General features: G+C 42.5%; 23 protein-coding genes. All 23 read right to left on the reverse strand.

Going from position 1 to position 18,326, the window contains the following annotated elements; translation table 11 throughout:
* Nucleotides 1-12: 12 nt before the first annotated feature.
* Nucleotides 13-582 carry a hypothetical protein gene (locus O3682_RS09820; RefSeq protein WP_222571552.1) on the reverse strand — a complete coding sequence of 190 codons (570 nt, stop codon included), beginning with the start codon at nucleotides 580-582 and terminating at the stop codon, nucleotides 13-15.
* A 90-nt stretch (nucleotides 583-672) separates the two neighbouring features.
* Nucleotides 673-1,437, reverse strand: coding sequence for a hypothetical protein (locus tag O3682_RS09825; protein ID WP_283119028.1), 765 nt, complete (start codon nucleotides 1,435-1,437; stop codon nucleotides 673-675).
* 227 nt (nucleotides 1,438-1,664) lie between these two features.
* On the reverse strand, nucleotides 1,665-2,006 hold the full coding sequence (locus O3682_RS09830; RefSeq protein WP_053088395.1) for a hypothetical protein: 342 nt from the start codon (nucleotides 2,004-2,006) through the stop codon (nucleotides 1,665-1,667).
* Nucleotides 2,007-2,087: 81 nt separating this feature from the next.
* Entirely contained in the window at nucleotides 2,088-3,206 is a 1,119-nt protein-coding gene (locus O3682_RS09835; RefSeq protein ID WP_049360215.1) for a DUF6094 domain-containing protein, read from the reverse strand.
* A 73-nt stretch (nucleotides 3,207-3,279) separates the two neighbouring features.
* On the reverse strand, nucleotides 3,280-3,489 hold the full coding sequence (locus O3682_RS09840) for a hypothetical protein (protein WP_049360213.1): 210 nt from the start codon (nucleotides 3,487-3,489) through the stop codon (nucleotides 3,280-3,282).
* 166 nt (nucleotides 3,490-3,655) lie between these two features.
* A complete protein-coding gene (locus O3682_RS09845; RefSeq protein ID WP_049360208.1) occupies nucleotides 3,656-3,862 on the reverse strand; it encodes a hypothetical protein in 207 nt (68 codons plus the stop codon).
* A gap of 102 nt (nucleotides 3,863-3,964) precedes the next feature.
* The gene (locus tag O3682_RS09850; RefSeq protein ID WP_371509888.1) at nucleotides 3,965-6,448 is read right to left on the reverse strand and encodes an SNF2-related protein; all 2,484 of its coding nucleotides are present in this window, start codon (nucleotides 6,446-6,448) and stop codon (nucleotides 3,965-3,967) included.
* Between the two features lie 76 nt (nucleotides 6,449-6,524).
* Nucleotides 6,525-6,926 carry a hypothetical protein gene (locus O3682_RS09855; protein WP_049360201.1) on the reverse strand — a complete coding sequence of 134 codons (402 nt, stop codon included), beginning with the start codon at nucleotides 6,924-6,926 and terminating at the stop codon, nucleotides 6,525-6,527.
* Complete coding sequence (locus O3682_RS09860; protein WP_152901092.1) at nucleotides 6,910-7,236, reverse strand: hypothetical protein; 327 nt, start codon at nucleotides 7,234-7,236, stop codon at nucleotides 6,910-6,912. The genes O3682_RS09855 and O3682_RS09860 overlap by 17 nt, the downstream gene beginning before the upstream one ends.
* A gap of 237 nt (nucleotides 7,237-7,473) precedes the next feature.
* Nucleotides 7,474-7,941, reverse strand: coding sequence for a hypothetical protein (locus O3682_RS09865; RefSeq protein WP_049359375.1), 468 nt, complete (start codon nucleotides 7,939-7,941; stop codon nucleotides 7,474-7,476).
* A gap of 129 nt (nucleotides 7,942-8,070) precedes the next feature.
* Nucleotides 8,071-8,382, reverse strand: a complete 312-nt coding sequence (locus O3682_RS09870) for a hypothetical protein (RefSeq protein ID WP_049359372.1) — start codon at nucleotides 8,380-8,382, stop codon at nucleotides 8,071-8,073.
* Between the two features lie 13 nt (nucleotides 8,383-8,395).
* Nucleotides 8,396-8,692 carry a hypothetical protein gene (locus O3682_RS09875; protein ID WP_049359370.1) on the reverse strand — a complete coding sequence of 99 codons (297 nt, stop codon included), beginning with the start codon at nucleotides 8,690-8,692 and terminating at the stop codon, nucleotides 8,396-8,398.
* A 263-nt stretch (nucleotides 8,693-8,955) separates the two neighbouring features.
* Nucleotides 8,956-9,594 carry a hypothetical protein gene (locus tag O3682_RS09880; protein ID WP_239665085.1) on the reverse strand — a complete coding sequence of 213 codons (639 nt, stop codon included), beginning with the start codon at nucleotides 9,592-9,594 and terminating at the stop codon, nucleotides 8,956-8,958.
* Nucleotides 9,595-9,758: 164 nt separating this feature from the next.
* Nucleotides 9,759-10,124 carry a hypothetical protein gene (locus O3682_RS09885; RefSeq protein ID WP_049360318.1) on the reverse strand — a complete coding sequence of 122 codons (366 nt, stop codon included), beginning with the start codon at nucleotides 10,122-10,124 and terminating at the stop codon, nucleotides 9,759-9,761.
* Nucleotides 10,125-10,225: 101 nt separating this feature from the next.
* On the reverse strand, nucleotides 10,226-10,567 hold the full coding sequence (locus tag O3682_RS09890; RefSeq protein ID WP_049360320.1) for a hypothetical protein: 342 nt from the start codon (nucleotides 10,565-10,567) through the stop codon (nucleotides 10,226-10,228).
* A gap of 252 nt (nucleotides 10,568-10,819) precedes the next feature.
* Entirely contained in the window at nucleotides 10,820-11,401 is a 582-nt protein-coding gene (locus O3682_RS09895; protein ID WP_049360323.1) for a hypothetical protein, read from the reverse strand.
* A 9-nt stretch (nucleotides 11,402-11,410) separates the two neighbouring features.
* Nucleotides 11,411-11,953, reverse strand: coding sequence for a DUF3275 family protein (locus O3682_RS09900; protein WP_049322026.1), 543 nt, complete (start codon nucleotides 11,951-11,953; stop codon nucleotides 11,411-11,413).
* Between the two features lie 1,174 nt (nucleotides 11,954-13,127).
* Nucleotides 13,128-13,577: a DUF3577 domain-containing protein gene (locus O3682_RS09905; protein ID WP_371509879.1), complete on the reverse strand. Its 450-nt coding sequence runs from the start codon at nucleotides 13,575-13,577 to the stop codon at nucleotides 13,128-13,130.
* 261 nt (nucleotides 13,578-13,838) lie between these two features.
* On the reverse strand, nucleotides 13,839-14,411 hold the full coding sequence (locus tag O3682_RS09910; RefSeq protein WP_371509880.1) for a YcbK family protein: 573 nt from the start codon (nucleotides 14,409-14,411) through the stop codon (nucleotides 13,839-13,841).
* 103 nt (nucleotides 14,412-14,514) lie between these two features.
* The gene (locus O3682_RS09915; RefSeq protein ID WP_371509882.1) at nucleotides 14,515-15,033 is read right to left on the reverse strand and encodes a hypothetical protein; all 519 of its coding nucleotides are present in this window, start codon (nucleotides 15,031-15,033) and stop codon (nucleotides 14,515-14,517) included.
* 12 nt (nucleotides 15,034-15,045) lie between these two features.
* A complete protein-coding gene (locus tag O3682_RS09920; RefSeq protein ID WP_371509884.1) occupies nucleotides 15,046-15,666 on the reverse strand; it encodes a DUF6012 family protein in 621 nt (206 codons plus the stop codon).
* A gap of 13 nt (nucleotides 15,667-15,679) precedes the next feature.
* Nucleotides 15,680-17,551: a DNA topoisomerase 3 gene (locus O3682_RS09925; RefSeq protein WP_371509886.1), complete on the reverse strand. Its 1,872-nt coding sequence runs from the start codon at nucleotides 17,549-17,551 to the stop codon at nucleotides 15,680-15,682.
* 189 nt (nucleotides 17,552-17,740) lie between these two features.
* The gene (locus tag O3682_RS09930; protein WP_371509887.1) at nucleotides 17,741-18,175 is read right to left on the reverse strand and encodes a single-stranded DNA-binding protein; all 435 of its coding nucleotides are present in this window, start codon (nucleotides 18,173-18,175) and stop codon (nucleotides 17,741-17,743) included.
* Nucleotides 18,176-18,326 lie beyond the last annotated feature (151 nt).

Genomic DNA, 18,326 nt, shown 5'->3' on the forward strand with positions numbered 1-18,326 from the left:
AGACTAAATTAATTAAAGAACAATTGGTTTGTCAGGTTTGCGGTTTCTTCCGTACTGTTTAAAATATTTACCCAGTTCATCTTTGGCCCATGACACCGTTACAATATCGGCTACATTTCTATCTGACTCCAATAATTCAAATAAGTCTGTACGACTTTCTGCCAACCAAAGATTGATTTCATCCTTGTTACGACTATAAAGCCATTGCAGATCCTTGCCGGTCAAATAGTCGACATACAATCCGAAATTTGACTCCACACACACTTTTTCTTTAAGAAGATGCAGCAAATCAGCACATCCTTTGTTGATCTCAGGCTCATTAACTGTTACAGAAGCAGCAAAAACATTACCATCTCTATAAGGCCAATTTTCTGATAGAAGGTTATGGGCGAAATACTCTGATACTTCAGAAAATTCGACTGCAATCCCTAGCGGAAAGCCTTTATTAGACAAAAATTCTGATACCTGAGCTAAAAGGTTTGACCACTTATTGCTTAAAGTAAAAACCTGACCATTCAGAGCCAAGGCTGCATCTTCTGCAAGCTCTTCATCTACATTCATACTAATAATATAAGTTTTCATTGAGTTACTCCTAAAAAAGGGAACCCGCCCCAAAGGACGAATGCCCCTTGGGGTTAAAAATAAAGGTTTATTCCAGCAAAAAGATTAGAATTAATCGTTCGGCAATGATTTCAGGTACCGATCAACGGTAGAACAAGCCCAACAGTTAACAATTTTCTGTATGATTCTGCCTTCTGATTCTGGATAATCCAATTCAGGATCGATAAAATCCTCCCAGATCAGACCAGAAGAATACAGCCAATAGGATATTGTTCCCATATTACGTTCGTACAGCCAGGAAGCAGTTTTCTCTGTTACAACTCGTTCTAAATTTTCACGAAAGTTGGTTGATCCATATTCTATATCCTTCATAAGATAGGCGATGTCGTCATATCCTCCTATATTCGGAACAGGAACCAACAAGAAACTGTCATTATCGTCCATACCTGAATCGGACAATGCTTTGACCAACATAGCATATCCAACACTGCGCCCGCACATAACACGGCCAAAAATCTCTTCTGCCTCGTTATCAGTCAGGCTTTCGATAAAGCCGGGTTGATGCAAGATTTCTGTCCATTCCTCATGACCGTACATGGTAGGTACGAAGACTGCTGCGGTATGGTAATTATCGGCTTTATTGGGTACGGCACCTGCTTGGTTTTCCAATCTGAGGTATTCGTCTACAGGAATCACGCCTTTGATCATCGATGCGGAATACCCAAAGTCGGACAGTCTGCTACCGATGACATCTGTGATGTTTTCACGGCTACATGGTTGACGAATAGTCTGGCCGTTGAGTAGCTCTGCGGCCTTACCCGCAACTTCATACTCCTGTTTAAACCAGACAATGTAGGTTTCGTATTGATTATTCACTGTATTGCTCCTAAAAAACTGGGATACCGTTCCCCAGGGGTACGGTCCCCACGGGGTTGATAAAAGAAAATGCCGTTCATCCCGAAGGATGCGTGTCATGTTTAACGGCAGGACACAAGACAGATAAGGTCTGTCAGCCTGTAAAGACAGGTATTTTCAGACGGCCTTACTAAAGTCGTCTGAAAATACCTGCCCGAAGGCAGGTGAGGTATATAACGATTGCAAGGTCAGTAATCTTCTGGGAACAGGAGTGTGGTAAGACTTCTGTCCCATTCTGTAATGACCCAAATTCTTTGGTCCCCGATCTTGTAAGAAGACATTATTCTGCCTTCTTCACCTGGCTTGAGTGCCTGCTGATTCAACTTTGCATCTTCAGGGGGAAGATCTCCCCATATGCCACGGCGGTGGGCCTCAAGCAATATTTGGGCATAAAGATTATTGTCATACAGTTGTGCAGGCAGGTGCTCTTTTGCCCAGTTATCTACTGTTGCCGTCATAGACACTCGGCCAAGGTAAAACAAAGAAGGGGAATCACATGCAGCCATAGCCGCCAGATCAAGTTGTTCCATTAGGTGTATCCTTAAAGAAAGCCGGATACACCCCTGCGGGAAGTACCCGGCAGGGTTTAAAAATTGAATAGGCCAATCTATTTATTTGATTGTCAGGACTCGGCCAAAATCCGGCGATCCCTCGGTCAAATCAATTGCCCGTATGCTTGGAGAAAACCGGTCAGTTGAGGTAATCGTGACCACAAGTCTATCCTTGTTGTCGTACTCTTCCGATTTGGTTTCTACTTTGGTTTTATGAGTTGAACCTTTAACCAACAGCTTTCGACCATTGGTTGAGGTGACAACGCCATTAACTTGGCCTGCGGCTAATGCTAAAGCAGCATGCCACTGACCCAGAGCACATAAAGGCCGGCGTTTTTCGGCTATAACGGCACTGGTGCCGAAATGTTGAGAAAATGATGGCCATAACGTGCGGGATTGCTGCTGTCCCAGTTCACGTTCCAATATATCCTGCTCCAATTTAAAGCTTCTTGGGCGAAAGACCTTATTGGGTGCAATAGGCACACAGTATGCAGGCGTACCGGCCGGTAAAGTCTCAGGGGCATTTTCAAAATCAAGTAGGAGCCTTTGTTGGGCATCTGCCTGTTTTTTGCTGATAGAGGCTTTGTTTTTCGGTCGTATGCCGAAGATGACCAGTTGTTTGTAGGTATCTACCGCAGCCCTTATCATACGGACATCCGTACAGTGGGAAGCGATTTCGCCGGTTAGGTGCTCCGTCAGAGCGGCTTCCGGAACAATCATCACCAATACTCCGCCAGGCTGCAAAGTACCGAAGGTACGCGCAAAGAAAAGTTCTTCAAGCCGTTTGGTTCTTTGATTAGATAGATTGTCTTTGGCGGTAAAGCCGTAAGGAGGATTCAGAAACAGGAGGCCGACTGCCGAACCCTGCATGGTGCAGTTTTCCACATCGGATTTAATGACACTGGTCAGACGACTCATTGCCTCTTCAGCTCGGTCTTTCTCCAGTTCAATCCCGTAAGTTTGACAACTTATTTTTTCCGATTGCAAAGTAGAAGCTAGAGTAGCCAGGGCTTCTCCTGTTCCACAGCAAGGATCAAATATGCGTAACAAACCTCCAGCGGATGCTGGAATATCAAGGTAAGCGGCTATGCGGGCCAATGTAGCTTGGTCAGTGGGGAAGTATCCGTTGTCACGGTGGTTATGCGCAACACGGGGGTGCATCAGATGGTTAATGGACATGGTAATCTCCAAAAGTAAGGTGGATACCGTGCCCAAAGGGGACAGTATCCCCAAGGGGTTAAAAAATTATGGTTTATTCTTGCCTGGCAATATTCCGGATTCCCGTCTTGAAATTTCGAAGGGCACGGTAATCACCGGGAGAACTCGGCACGGGTAATTTCTGCCCGTTGATATGTAACAGCGAGGCATGTCTGCCACGTTTGTTTTTTTTATAAATCCATTTTTTGCTCGCAACCAAACTGGCAATATAGACTTGGAAATCTTTATTGGAACTGTATTTCATAAACGTTTCCTTAGAAAAAAACCACTGCCGTATAGAACATACGAAACAGTGGGATATTTGGCCAGAGGCCGGGTTAATAAAAAGCCGTGTCCGCAAATTTACGGTTGATGATGTTTAACGGCAGCATCCAGACAGTAAAACGACTGTCAGCGTATAAATAGTTGAATCAGGAACCTTCCAAGGACATTTCCAGTTTCATGATCTGCAGACAGTTATGAGCCTGTTCGCGGGTGGCGAAATAATCGGATTCGCGAGAATAGGGCATTTTAATTTCAGGGTATGCTTTTTCCCAATAATCCCGACCAACATAGTAACCGGCGTTGGATTGCATGACTTTTAAATCCGAAACATAACAGCCAATATCGTTTTTCATGATTTTCCTTCCTTTTTTCTGTTAAATAGGTTTTTTTAGACAACCTCTCCAGAGTGTTGTCTGAAAAAACCCACTAAACGTGGGTTAGATGCAGAAATTGCATCAATCTTGTTGTTCAACCAAGCGTTTGGCCAACTGAACTTCAACTGAATCTTCAGCCTGGTTCAGAATGTCTAAGCCCGAATCGGGCATATCACCGGAGGTTGACTGAGTAACAGCAACTTTTTGCCCCATCAGTTCAAGGCAAATTTGCTGTGCTGTATCGCTGTAGCCGGAGAAATACACCTCCACATCGTCCTTCTGCCCAATACGCCAAGAACGGCGGGCGGCCTGCATCAGGGTATAAACGTTATATCCTGTTTGCAGAAAGTAGATGGTTGGAAATGCCAACAAGTCCAAACCGGTTTTGACCAGCTCCGGATTACAGATAACCACCTGTACTCCTTCTGCCAGCCGGTCTTCAACCCAATCTTCACGTTGATCAGCCTTTACCGTCGCCTTCATTACCGCCGCCTTGATACCGTGCCGCTTGAAAATCTCTTTCAGACGGCCTGTCGTATCACGGGTATCGGTATAAACGGTATAGACTAGACATTTACGTCCTTTAGCCAGACTGTCTTTAACAACTTCCAGCATATCGGCTTCTCTAGACGAGATTTCTTCCTCATCAAACTGGGGTTCGGTATGGAAAAGGATCTTGTTTTGTCTGCGCCAGTAAACATCTTGAGCTTTGTAACAACAATCCGGCCATGACAGCAAGGCACTCGTAACAACGCCGGTAAGGGTATTGTCACGATTCCTTAATGCCGCTTTCAAATGCTGTCTCAAGACACCCTCCATATTTTTATAGACTGCATGTTGATCTTCAGTCATTTCAACTGGCCGGAAAACTTCTTTATAGTCAGGCAAAACGCCTTCACCCAAATCACGCAATTTTAGAAATACGGTAATAGGCAAAACGTAACGCATGATGCCCAAAGGGGAAAATCCCGGTGCTTTGGCGGTACGAACGCTGTTACGCTCCGCTTTTGAGCTACTGAATGCGCCATTGCTGTATTCAGTTCCAAGATGGCGGACAATATCCTTCAACACGCCATGCTTACGCATAAACGCCATGCTCGCCGATCCCAAGGTATTCCCTTTGTTGTAACTGAAACCGTCTTCAATCATCATTTGCGGCCAAAGTCGCCACAATAGAAAGAACAGGTCTTCCGCATAGCCACCCATCAGCGTACCGGTTAGACACAGGATCTTTTTGCAGCAACGAGCAAGAACACCCATCGCCTGTCCTTGCGCAGTTCCGTAATTTTTGTATTCGTGACCTTCATCTACCACCAACAATCCAAAAAAATTCTTCGGTAAATAGCGTTTGATGAACTCGGTCGGCTGATACCCGCCTCGTCCCAGGCTAAATTCTGCTTTGCCTAAGTCTCGGTCGATACGCGCCGCTTGACGGTCGTCGAATAGAAATTCTCCGTTTTCATCCATCAAATTGGAAAACGCCTGAATGTTGTTTTCCAAGATTTCGGCCAGATACTGCTCACCATACATCCCGATGATTTTTGCTGCGGTTTTAGGACCGATGCCGGGTAGGGTGGTCATGGTTTTAAGTACACGGTCGTACACTGTGCTCACAACCCTATCTTCACTCTGTTCCTTGCGGCACAAGGTCCAAAGCGGTTCCTTACACGGTTTGCCATGTTGATTACCTTTGCAAAAACGGCGGTTTTTAGCTAGGGCATTTTTCAGACCACCTTCAGTGTTATAAGGCTTGTTTTCCTCATCCAAGATTTCACAGCCACATTTAGGACAGTAATACTCGGAAACGGCAAATCCCTTAGAAGCACCTTCAGAAGGTATCCAGCGGCGACGAACGGCATACGAAGGTCTCCAATGGTAGTCCATGCGCATCCGAACACGCCCCATCACAAAAAACTCCGGAACTTCGGGTTTTCGGTCGAGGGCACGGATTCGCAATAGCTTAGCCAACGTATCAGCTCCGTTAAGGATCCATACGCGGGCATTGGGTACTGTTTTGAGGATTTCACGTCGCCATTTGTACACTAAATGCGGTGGGCTTAATACCAAGGTACGGTGCAAGCCTGCTTGATGCGTGGCAGCAGCAACTGCTATCGACATCATGGTCTTACCAGTACCCATTTCGGCATTAATAATGGCTGCGGGTTTGTCCTCTACCACCAATTGCTGTAATACGGCGCGTACAACTTCTCGCTGTGCCGTAAACAAAGGACGTTCCAGGTTATCCAGCACTTCTTCAAGTTTAGGGTAAGTTTGTCCCTGATAGACAGGCTGGTTTTGCTCAGTAACTGCATTAAAGAGACTGTCCCCAAACTCAGCAAGAAACTGCGTCAGAGGCATGTCTGAATCCGGCAGCTCAGGTTCCGGAGATTCCACCGGCAATACGGCAGCTTCCGTACTTTTTTTGGCAGTCTCAGCCACTTGACGGATGATAAAGTTGAAATCAGTGATTATTTGATTCTGACGTTCCTGCATCTCGGCCACAGTTTGATCAAGTTCTGCAAAATCCGGGAAGAGTTCGTCTATTTTTGATACGGGGTTATACATCATATGCTCCTAAAAAAAGACGGAGCAAACCCCGATGACGGGGATTGCCCCGTCAGGGGTTAAAATTGCCTATCTATTACAGATATTCGATAGGTAAAGTTTCCAAACCATACTCGGCAACCAATTTAGAGGCCAAAAAAACAGCCTCGTTATAGTCTTTATTACAAAGCCTAGGTAGCTCTATTACTTCTCCTGTGTCTGATAACAGCTCAGAAGTTTGTAAGTCTGTAATTCGCAGAGAGTCGGAAATAATATTACCTTCTTCATCCATCTCTGCCTGCGCAGTGATACGAACCGTACCAATTGAACAAGGTAGATTAATATCCACTTGTTTAAGAGGAGTTTCAGAAGAGTAAGTATAAACAGTCAGTGAAGCTGACATAAGAGGCAAAAGAAACATGGTATATCTCCAAAGCTTAGGCTTCTCTACACACATAGGGAGTAGATTCCCAAAAGGATAATCAACAGGTAAATCCATTCTTTTCTAAAAGAGGCACAAGTTGATCTGTTTTGAGTAAGCTTTTCAAAATACCGAAAGCCTCTTCTTCAGCTTTTACTGATTTACGTTTTACCGTATTCAGTTGTAACTGTAAGTTAGGTGATCCGAATAATGTAAAACTTACAAAACATCCTTCCTTTTTTACTTCTCTGACAGATAAGTAATACCCTCTATCATCGGTATTACTACCCTTTTTATACACCATTTCAATGTCCAAAGTTTTTCCCTCCTGTAAAGAGGGTTTAACTTTGGTTTCACTATATTCTCGGATTAATGGCAACGCATTCACGGTATTGCTCCAAAAAAAATGGGATACCGTTCCCCATGGGCACGGTCCCCACGGGGTTGATAAAAGAAAATGCCGTACATCCCGAAGGATGCGTGTCATGTTTAACGGCAGGACACAAGACAGATAAGGTCTGTCAGCCTGTAAAGACAGGTATTTTTAGGCGGCCTTTCTTGAAGGTCGTCTAAAAATACCTGCTCGCAAGCAGGTAAAACATATCCAAATAATCGGACTTATTGTTTAAGAACCTATCAGCATAGACACTTTCTCAACAATAAAATCATTATCGACATAAATATCAAACTGATAGAGAATTTCTGGCTCGATAGCGGTAGAACCTTGTAAAGTCAGAAATTTTTCATTTGCTGTAAAAAAAAGAACAAATCCTTTTCTACCGTTTTTATTCAAACACGCGTGACTGTTGTCATGCTTACGATAGAAACCGCCATGATTCTTGAAATTCAAACCATATTTCAAAGCCAGTGCATCTGTTACTGCAACCAACTTTTGTTTTGGCCGTTGTTTAGTATCTGTAAATAGTCCGACTTCGGGTATATCTAAAGCAGCGGCAACAGCCTCAACCTGACTTTTATATTCAGGCATCACGCCGGCCAGAGGCTTACCTTCTGTATCGAATACATCGCAGCCGTATAAGCCATCTGTTACCAAGATTCTAATTTCTAGGGTTTTTTCGTTTAAATATTGCATTGGTGTACTCCTATAAAGGGCAGGGGTACACATTCCCATAGCAGGGTACGGTATCCCTGCATGGGTAGATTGAACTGTCTGCATCTGTACAAACAGCAGGATTAAAAATACAGTGCTACTCTTGTAAAGCTAACTACTTTTATCAGTGGCACCAAGAAGATTTGGATTTATGGTCAAAATGTCCGAATCCTGATCAATTACCCCTCTGTCCGGAGAGAGTAAATGGGCTAAGGCCATCATCAACCAATCCAAATCACAGTTGTTGAATTTCTCACACAAAGCATCTAAAACCTTAGCTTTGTCCTCGTCTTCCAAAAATCTCAATTCATCAAACTCATCTTTTTCAAGTGGATTGAGTTCATGTCGAGCAACTGCTGTCATCATACCTACAAACTCAAACGCTGCTTGCAAGTCTTCTTGCTCAGGTCTCATGATAGTCATAGTTATCTCCTTTTTAGCTGGCTTTCCGGTTCATCTCGACCACTATTTGTCGCAATTGCTCGCTTTCGCGATATTTGCGGTAATGAGCAAGTATTGCTTCAAAAATTGCATAATGTTTTTGATCAAGCTGAGTAACTTGGTATAACTCAACTGGAACTCCCTTATAGAGTGATCTAACTATATTTCGCAATAACTGGGAACCACCATAACTGTACTGGCCAAGCAAAATTTCGCGTACATCTTGCTGTTGAAATACAGTATCAGGACTATAAATACCATCAGCACAAGCATTGTGTTTATCAAACTTCATAACAATCTCCAAGAATAGGGGAATATCCCCTATTGGAGATGTATCCCCATAGGGTTAGTAAAAGAAAATGCCGTACATCCCGAAGGATGCGTGTCATGTTTAACGGCAGGACACAAGACAGATAAGGTCTGTCAGCCTGTAAAGACAGATATTTTCAGACGGCCTTACTAAAGTCGCCTGAAAATACCTGCCGAATGGCAGGTAAAATAAAAGGTACATCGTACCTCGAAGAGGTATAAGGTATTAGATTCATTTTTTCAAACTCAAAAAGGCACATCATTATCAGATAATTTGGCAGCTTTATAAGCTGATGCCTTTTCAGCTTCGACTTGGTTCATTTCATCTACTATCTCGTGAAGTTTTCCACTTACACGGTGTTTGCGACAATGTGCAAGTATGGCTTGGAAAATCTGAAAATGCTTCCGATCCAGTTGTATTACCATGCACAGCTCAACAGGTTCGCGTTTATAGAACGAACGGACTATATTTTGCAAAATCCAAGCGTCACCGTATTTGCACGATCCAAGCAGTATTTGGCGGACATCTTGCTGTTGAAACACTGTATCAGGATCGTAAATGACTTTTGTAAAATCATTTTCCAATTCACAAATACGTTGTTCCAGCCAGTCAGTTGCCATTTGACTTACAGCTTGCCTAAATTCGTCATAACCGAGGTCTTTCCAGGCAATGGGCAGTCTGAGTTCCATGGTCAACTTGGTTGACACACTGGCATCTTCTAAGAACCATTTACCTGAAAGATGAGCATAGCGTCCAAAACGAGCTTCGGGTAAAAGAACACGAGTTTCTCGACGAGTTTCCTCATCTTCAAAAAGAAATTCTGCACGAAAATCACATGTGCGAGAATAAGCAGTTTGTTCGTAAATGTTGTTGCAAACTATCATGACAGTCTCCAAAAACAGGGGAAAACATCCCCAGCAGGAGACGTATCCCCACAGGGTTGAGTGAGAAGTGATAAGAATCCCACCGGCAGAATAAACTGAGGTGGGATAATGGGTTGCTTAAAAGGCCGATGCCAGAACAATCATCAACACAATTGTCAAATTATTCACAGCTCTTCCTTTACTCTACCGACTGAAAAGATTGCAAGCACCTCGCCGGCTTGAGAAACCGCTTCCATTTGCTCTTTCGAACGCTGGACGCAAACCTTGGAGCCGTCGGACATGGCAATATCGAAATCATCATCCGTACCTGCCATCTTACCATCCCAAGCGGGTTTCAAATCACTTTGTGACGGTATCCAGCCTCTGAGATCCTCCAGCCAAATTTGCAGGAATACAAAAGACTTTGCCATACCGAAATATGGGTTGTCTTCATGCTCCGTCCCTTCCAACTCGTCCGGTCGGACGTAACCGGCTTTGGCATCCTGCTCGGCTTCCCATTCGTAATCAGGGTATTCTTCATAATCAAGCATAAGTTTTCCTTCTAAAGAGGATAACGCGTGGAAACGGTCATCCTTCGGGTTCAATAATAGCAACTTTCTAGCAGTATTCTTACCTGAAACGGTAATATCAATTAGACATAGTTGTAAGCATCAATCGTAAGCAGGCGATAAAGGGCCTTGGCGACACGATCGTATCCATAGAACCCAAATTCTAAATTATGCCGATCATTAATGACCAAAGGTCCTTCCATTTCATTATTTCGACTATCAAAAACAATAAACTTATTTTTGTCAGTCATATAAATGCTTATGTATTCACCTTCCGGCAAACCTTGGATAGGATTTTCAGATGAACTGGTGAGCCTTACCAACTCAGTTCCTTTAAAGATCAGATCTCTGCCCTTTGGGTTAAATATTTCAATACTACTAAAGTGTTTCGAAGCATTTTCAATGATTTCGATCAGTTGAGACATTATGTTTCCTTTCAATTAGGACAGGAAACAGTTTCCCCAAACGGGAAAACGTTCCCGTCAGGGTTTAAATAAATACGGTAATACCGCTTGTTTAAAAAAATGCTGCAACCATACGAATATGGGAGGACAATCTCAGCAGCAGTATCCATCAACGGAATATACAGTCCGTCATCTGTGTAAAACTCTTGTGTAACAGACTTTTTTAGAGAGCCTTTGAAAGGCCGTCTGAAAAAGCCCGCTAGGGGCTTCAGATTAAGTATGCAAGCGACCACTTTGTAGCATAGCGGTCAACCGAACATCAAAATCTTCCGGAATATCTACTCGTACAGCTTGAACTCCAACTGCTGCATACTCTTCATCTATACGAGGAGTAAACCGCATGATGGATTTATCAGCCTCAAGTTCTGATAAAACAGCATTCTGCCAATGTTCCAATAACGGTATATCGGAGAGTTGCTGCACCAGTTGCCAAGCTGCCTTATCCAAGTCTGCTGTAACATCATCCAACATAACCCAACCTGTTTTACTATCGAAGTTAGGTTGAATCAGAATATCTGAATGCAAAAACATGTGCGTGACCGGACCATAATTAAGAGTCTGATATTTCGTCATGTATTTACTCAGATTTAAGCAATACTCGGCGGTTGTCAGTCGGGGACAGGTTAAAACTTCCCCCGGCTGTCTAAAACCCAGCCGTTCATTACTGACTTGGAGTTGAGCTTGAAAAGACAGCATGTCTGCATCGCGGCCATGGAGTGAGGCAAACATAAGTTGTTTGCCCCAAATAAAGAAGGCATCGGCCATCAAATCATTGCGTGAGGTTAAATACAACATTCGCGCCTCCTAGACATACCAGCGTTTTTCACGAGGGCTATATGAATAGCCGGCTTCGCGTACAAGCTCGACGGCACATTTTAATTCCTCACGATCAGCAAGAATGTATTCTCCAAAGCTGATATGAGAACATTTGTTCTCAATCATGTGCTCAACCTGATCTAGGGACTCGGCAAATTTCGGAAATTCAATACCATTCTCAGAAACTGGATCAAAAGCACCACTTTCAGAAACTGGATCGACAGTAGAAGCTGGACTAGACTGTTCTTCTGCTTCATCTGATAAACCACATTCTTGTGCGAAATCTGCAAGATGTTGCCAATCTAAAGCAGCGTCGATATATGACGTTGCTCCACCTCCCCACTCAAAGGTCTTTACCTTAAGCTGGTTCAGTATGAAGTTTCCTTCATAATTACCTGGTTCAAACTGTTTTAATATTGGGTTTTTTACATCGAATGTGCCAATTGAGGTAGCTAATTTAGCTGTTTTGAAAGGGCCACGGCGACCCTGAATGACTTGCACTGTTAAAGTGCCTTGGATTGTCATAGACATGGTATCTCTCCAAAAGAAAAGGGATACCGGCCACGGGCAGGTATCCCGTGGTTGGGAAAAAACTAATCAGTGTTTGATCGCACTGTGGATATTATCCAAATATACTATTTGGGACATGCGAAGCCCCAATCTTGTAAAAATACGTTTATCGTTATCCAATGCGCGAACAGCCATCTTCAACGCTCTGGAAGCGTTTTTATGGCAATGAACATCATTGACGTGCCTGCAATAACGATTTACTGCCTTCCTGGTTCGTATTTTCGAAATACGACCATCCGCATCAACAAGTAACAAATGATGTTCTTGTATGCATGAGACGACAACTTTCTGATGAGTATGTCGGTGGGTGAGGATGTCACCAATACGTATTCTTTCCGGTAGTAAATTTGGGGGAAGGATGGCACCTGAACGGTGAAAAGATAGATTTAGATTCATGGTAATACTCCAAAATAAAGGGTACACCATGCCCATTCGGGGAAGTGTACCCCGATGGGTTAAAAGAAATCTGCTTCAGAAAAAAGCAGCTGTACCGTACCTGAAACAGGCTTGCAATCAACGGCTATGCAATGACAGAGGAAACAGTCTGTCGGCTGTATAAAACTCTTTAAATACAGATTCTCTAAGCTGTTCTGTAAATATCAAAACTTCTTAGAGAACCTGCAAAGCAGGTTCAAATGGGGATTACCCTGGCTATTGATTACTTAGTCCGCACCGACGCAGTAATCAGATAATGGTCTAGCTTGTAATAAAGCCGTAACAATTACGAATAATTGCGCGTACTGGTTATACGGCTATACGCAGACAGAAGAAACGGTCTGTCAACCGGGGAAGCTTACCTGAATGACCTTGGGTAGGGCGGGGCACTCAGGTAAGCTGCCCAAAGGGCAGCTTTTAAACAGTTGCTTCAAAAGCAACAAAAATAAAAAAATTCGGATTGTTAAAGAACTGTATTTTTTTACTGATGCTCACAATAAATATGAGCATCGATAAAAAAACAATATTGCTGAAAGCCAAGTCTTTTAGGGGACTTACCCTTTACTTCACTATAATTCAGGAGTTGCTTGGAAAATTAAACCGCCGTATCGACAGAGGCTTAATTTTCCAAGCAATAAGCTAGAAAACTAAGAATGGGGAAGCTCGAAAGCTTCCTACCATTCTCAAACAATCAAAATATTCAAGCATCAGGATTATCTTGATTTTGATCACCTTGATAAGATGATTGATACCACATATCGCCATCAACTTTAATAAACTTGAATTTTAACAATCGACCATCGATACTCAAAAGTTCTGAGACTTCTCCGGTTTTATGATTGATTGCTTCAAATTTCAAAGGTTGAATATCACCTGCACGAAAACCAACCACGACAGTCGGGCGTTCTTGGATATTCTTTGATTGCAATTGCGGGAACTCTTCCAAAAGGCGAGCAAAAAGCTCTTTTGCTTGACCTCCGACGATACGAAGATCGAAACGGGTTTTTTCACCATTATCGCCTCGAGAGGCTTGGATAGTGCAAGCAAAGTAAGGGGAAGATTTACGTTTACCTTGAACTTGACGTGGTCGATTCAAAAAACCGACACCGTCAGCAGTCAGGTTAAAGTAGTTTTGATTAGATTGAGTCATGATATATCTCCAAAAAACAGGGGATATATCAATCCCAAAGGGGATAGTATATCCCCAAAGGGTTAAGTTGCGGCTTTCACGGTAGCCGAACTGACTTAGAAGCCTTAAAGGCTGGCTGAAAAGAAGTACCGTTAATTCGACGAATCGAATCTCATTCATGAACGGCTAAATGACGAGACTTTTAAGAAAAGTCACAAACTACAAAAACAATTACAATATATTCCCGATAATTTCGTATGTCAATATTTTTTCGTAAAATCTTTAACCTCGCCAATGCCGAACCCTACCGGTATCCAAATGGATAAAGCTATTATAGATTCCAATACCGCCCACATTGTAGTATTTAGCCATTTGCTCAAGCTCGCTAATGCTTACCCCCCTCATAGTAAAGTCAACTGCTTTACCGCGCATATGAAGTGAGTTTCTGGCAGCGCCCTCAATAGTCGCATTTCGTCTTGGCGTTCTATATGCACTATTGATTGTAATCACAGGGTTTGTTCGTCCTGATTGCCGTGCCCATTCCTGCATTGCATACATGAGATTTAAAAGGCCTACATCGATTTGAACCATGGCATTTCCATCTTTGGCATCACGCATCAGCCAACAGGCATTACGGTAGGCTTCAAGATCATATCCATTTTGTTGTTGAAAAAAACGGATTTCATGTTTTTCGCCAGTATCGGCTCGTTTGCAATTGATTGTACGGTCTCGTGCCCAAAAATCTGCCATACTGGTTGCCGCTACTACATCTTTAGGCAATAACAAACCGGCAGCACCGGTTGTATATAGGGCACCTACGCCGACAAGCTTTTTCAAAAATTCTCTTCTATCCATCTGAAATTCCAAAACAATTTCTCCAATCAAATTTTAAGTAACACTCAGTATTGATATGCAAAATTTCCAGCATGCTGGAAGAGGGCAACATCTTTGAGCTTCCTCAATCCCTAACAGCTACAATATCCATCATCATCGAGTCACGCATTTTCAGTTTTTTGTAACTTTGTATATTCTCAAAAAGTTCTTTGTCAAATATTGAAAATATTGAATCTTGTTTAAGAACCAATTTAACTAAAGTTCCAAAGAGTGATATACAATAAAATAGATGAAAAAGTCCGGACATTGTTTTTGCAAAATGTGCTGGATCCTGTAACATCATGAAAACTCGATTAAACGCTTCAGGATTGTCAGTGTTCAACCACAGTAAAAACAAGGCTCCCAGCGGAAGGGCAGTAAGCGCAATTATTGCGGGTTTCAAAAAAAATCCTATCAAATTCTTAAAGATACTCCACCATAGGCTACTAGAATAAAACACTCTATATTGCAATTCTTCCAATTCACTTGGTGAAATGCTCCCGACTTGTATACCATTGATGTAGATGAGGTAATCTTTATCCGTGTAGGCATGTTCACCGAATATTAAATCGGACAAATATTTAACAAATCTATTCTTCTTCATATACAATTTCTCTCATACGCTATAGAGTTTAAGTGCAGCTTCCAAAGATGGCCAAATTCTATTTCTCGCACTTTTATCACGATAAGCCTCAATATCAGTCGTATATGTTTCGATCTGTTGTTCACGACGAATAATGACTCCTTCATCATCGTAAAATTCATCGACGCTCTTATCATACACATCTTGAACATTTACACCTTCAAAATGATATGGATAACAAAATTCCATAACAGAGATATCACAATAATTTTTCTCAGTCCGTATTTTTGAAAGATACGGTTTATCTTCGCTGAACATCAAATTATTATTGTCTAACAACTTATATTTGGTTATATGTTTCATCCTGAATGCTATCTTAACTATATCTTGTGGGTGAAAATGCACAGTCCATGTACAGATTTTAGTAAAATCCGATATGATATGATCTGTTTCAAGGATAAGTCCGACAAAATTCCTGCCTTTGAAACCGTGTCTCAGACAGCCAATATGATACCTTTGGTTGGGATATGGCTTAATCGTCTTAAGTTCTTTGTCAGTCAGGTTCAGCCCTAATTCAGGTATTTCAAGAGAGGCCAGTTTTATTTCGCGATCTGAAGTGTCAGCAAAGTATTTTGGAATAATATGATAGTACATGGATAGATATCCTTTAGTTTATTGGAGGACAAGCTTTACCTGCAGCATCCTTTTTCGCCTGTTCGACCAGCTCTGTAATCACTTTCTGCTGATAAGCCATAAACTCACCCAAAGTCAATTTACCAGCCTCTATTCCGTTCAAAGCCAGCTCCCATTTTGCCGTCGTTATCGGATCGGCGATCATAGGTGGAACCCGGGCAATCAGGTTACGACCTTTTTCTGTCGCATAGATTTTGCCACGTTTCTTTTCCATATAACCCATTTCAAATAAACGATCGATAATGGCGGCGCGAGTAGCTTCTGTTCCCAAGCCTTCCGTACTTTTGAGAATTTTTCTGATCTGTTCGTCTTCTACATTCTTCAAAAAGTCCTTCAAAGTTTGCATCTCATCAAGTAAAGAAGCCTCTGTAAAACGTGGTGGCGGCGTGGTCTTTTTAGTTTCGGAATTAGCAGAAACCGTGCCGACCTCATCGTTGACTTTCAGATGTGGTAGAGCAGGGCCTTCATCGATTTGATCACCTTCGAACACATCCTTACCCAAAAGAACCTTCCAACCGGAAATAACCGGTGATTGGCTGGAGGCTTTAAACAAATGTGAACATGCTTCAACCTCCACCACAGTAGAGTCATATTCAAAATCAGGATAAAACTGCGCGATATAACGGTCTCGTATCATTCGATACACCGTTAATTCATTCTTATCAAGGACTGTTAAATCAAAATTACTGACCTTGGTCGGAATAATTGCGTGATGAGAATGCTTGTTTACCTGGTTATCATTCCATACTCTTGATTGACGTTCAGGATCAGCTTTTTCAATTACCGAAAGCATGGATTTGTCGATAGTCTGTATCGCGGCTAATACATCTTTCACCTCGCTCATCTGCGATTTTGGCAAGTATCTGCAAGGGGTGCGGGGATATGACGTAATCTTGTATTTTTCGTAGAGGGTTTGTGCAATTTTGAGCACTTTGGAAGCCGATAGGCCAAGTTTTTTTCCGGCTTCTTTTTGTAAAGCCGAAAGGCTGTAAGGTAACGGAGGCGGGGTGCTTTTACGCTCTTTGTTGAAGGTAATGACCTTACCAGTAGATTTCTCAAGCTGTTTAACAAGGACCTTAACAGCCTCAAGATTGGTACAGTATCCATCAGTATTACGCCAGTTTTCAGGCACCTGCCATAGTGTAGTAAACACTGACTTGTCCGCTGTATCAAAATCTACTGAAAGGGTGTAGTAGTTGTAAGGCACAAAAGTATCGATCTCTTTATCCCTTTGGACTACAAGCTTCAAAGTCGGTGTTTGAATCCGTCCGATCGACAGAGTACGTTCTCGACCATAGCCGGCAGAATAAGCAGCTGTGTAGGCGCGGCTCAAGTTCATACCTACCAGCCAGTCGGCGCGACTACGCGCCAAACCGGCTTGGTAAAGGTTTTCTTTATCCTTACCCGGCATAATTGAAGATAAGGCTTTTTTAACCGACTGCGTATCTAGGCCACTCGTCCAAAATCGGGAGATCTTTTTACGGTAGCCACAGTAGTCCAATATTTCACGGGCAATAACTTCCCCTTCGCGATCTGCATCAGTAGCAATCACTACTTCATCTGCTTTGGCCAACAAGCCTTTAATGACTTTAAACTGCTTCGATACCTTCGGCGGTACCTGCATCTGCCAAACTTCAGGGAGAATGGGTAATGCGGAGATATTTCCATAATCAGCATATTGTTCACCATAAGCATCTGGCGCGGCCTGTGTCAGGATATGACCAAATGCCCAGGTAACAACAGTGTCTCCATTCTGAAAATAACCATCATGCCTCCCGCCAAGAACACCAAGCACTTTACCGATGTCCTTAGCTTGAGAAGGTTTTTCACATAAAAACAAACGCATTTTAAAATCCCAAACTTTGCTTCAGCTGCAAAACAAGCCAAGATGAGATAGTCAAAAAAGCCCAAATTACCAAAGCGAATAAGCTTCCATAAATAAGGGTAATAATGAACATATCTTTAAAATCAGCCCATAATGCAGCAAGCCAGCAGTTCATTTCACGAAAAAAGGAAGTATTTTTCGTGGCCATACTTACATTGGGATGTCATCATCAGCATCTGCTTCAGCCTGATTACTGTCCTGAGACTGCTCACGTTTAGGACGCAACTTGATAGCTTCTACACGTTCAGTTGGAACAATGAATACATCTTGAACACGCAATTTACGAACGCGAACCTCAATACCATCACGATTGGTATAAGTTTCGTAACGTTCTTCACCGGTAACGTAAACCGGCATACCGACCTGTAAGATTTTATGGAGATGAGCGGCATCACGATTCCAGTATTCGCAAGAAATCCACTCCGTTGAAACCACTTCAGATTTACCTTCGGCATTGCGTTTGAAATTAGGGGAGGCAATGGAAAAATTAAGAACGATCGAAGCCTCATCGTTTTGAGGGTTTGCGACAGGACGCAAATTAAATTCGGCACCGAGATTGCCACGAACATAAAGTTGAACTGACATATTTTTCTCCAGAAGAAGGATTTAAAAATATGACAGAAAAGACAGGGTAAAATAACCCAAAATGAGATTAAGGTGTTTGAATCATAACTAAATAATTTTCTCTTGTCAACTAGCAACTATTTCAAATTAAATCTTATGCCATATCTAGTTA

Origin of the sequence: Neisseria sp. 27098_8_112 (assembly GCF_041433235.1) — a bacterium.
Lineage (GTDB): Bacteria > Pseudomonadota > Gammaproteobacteria > Burkholderiales > Neisseriaceae > Neisseria.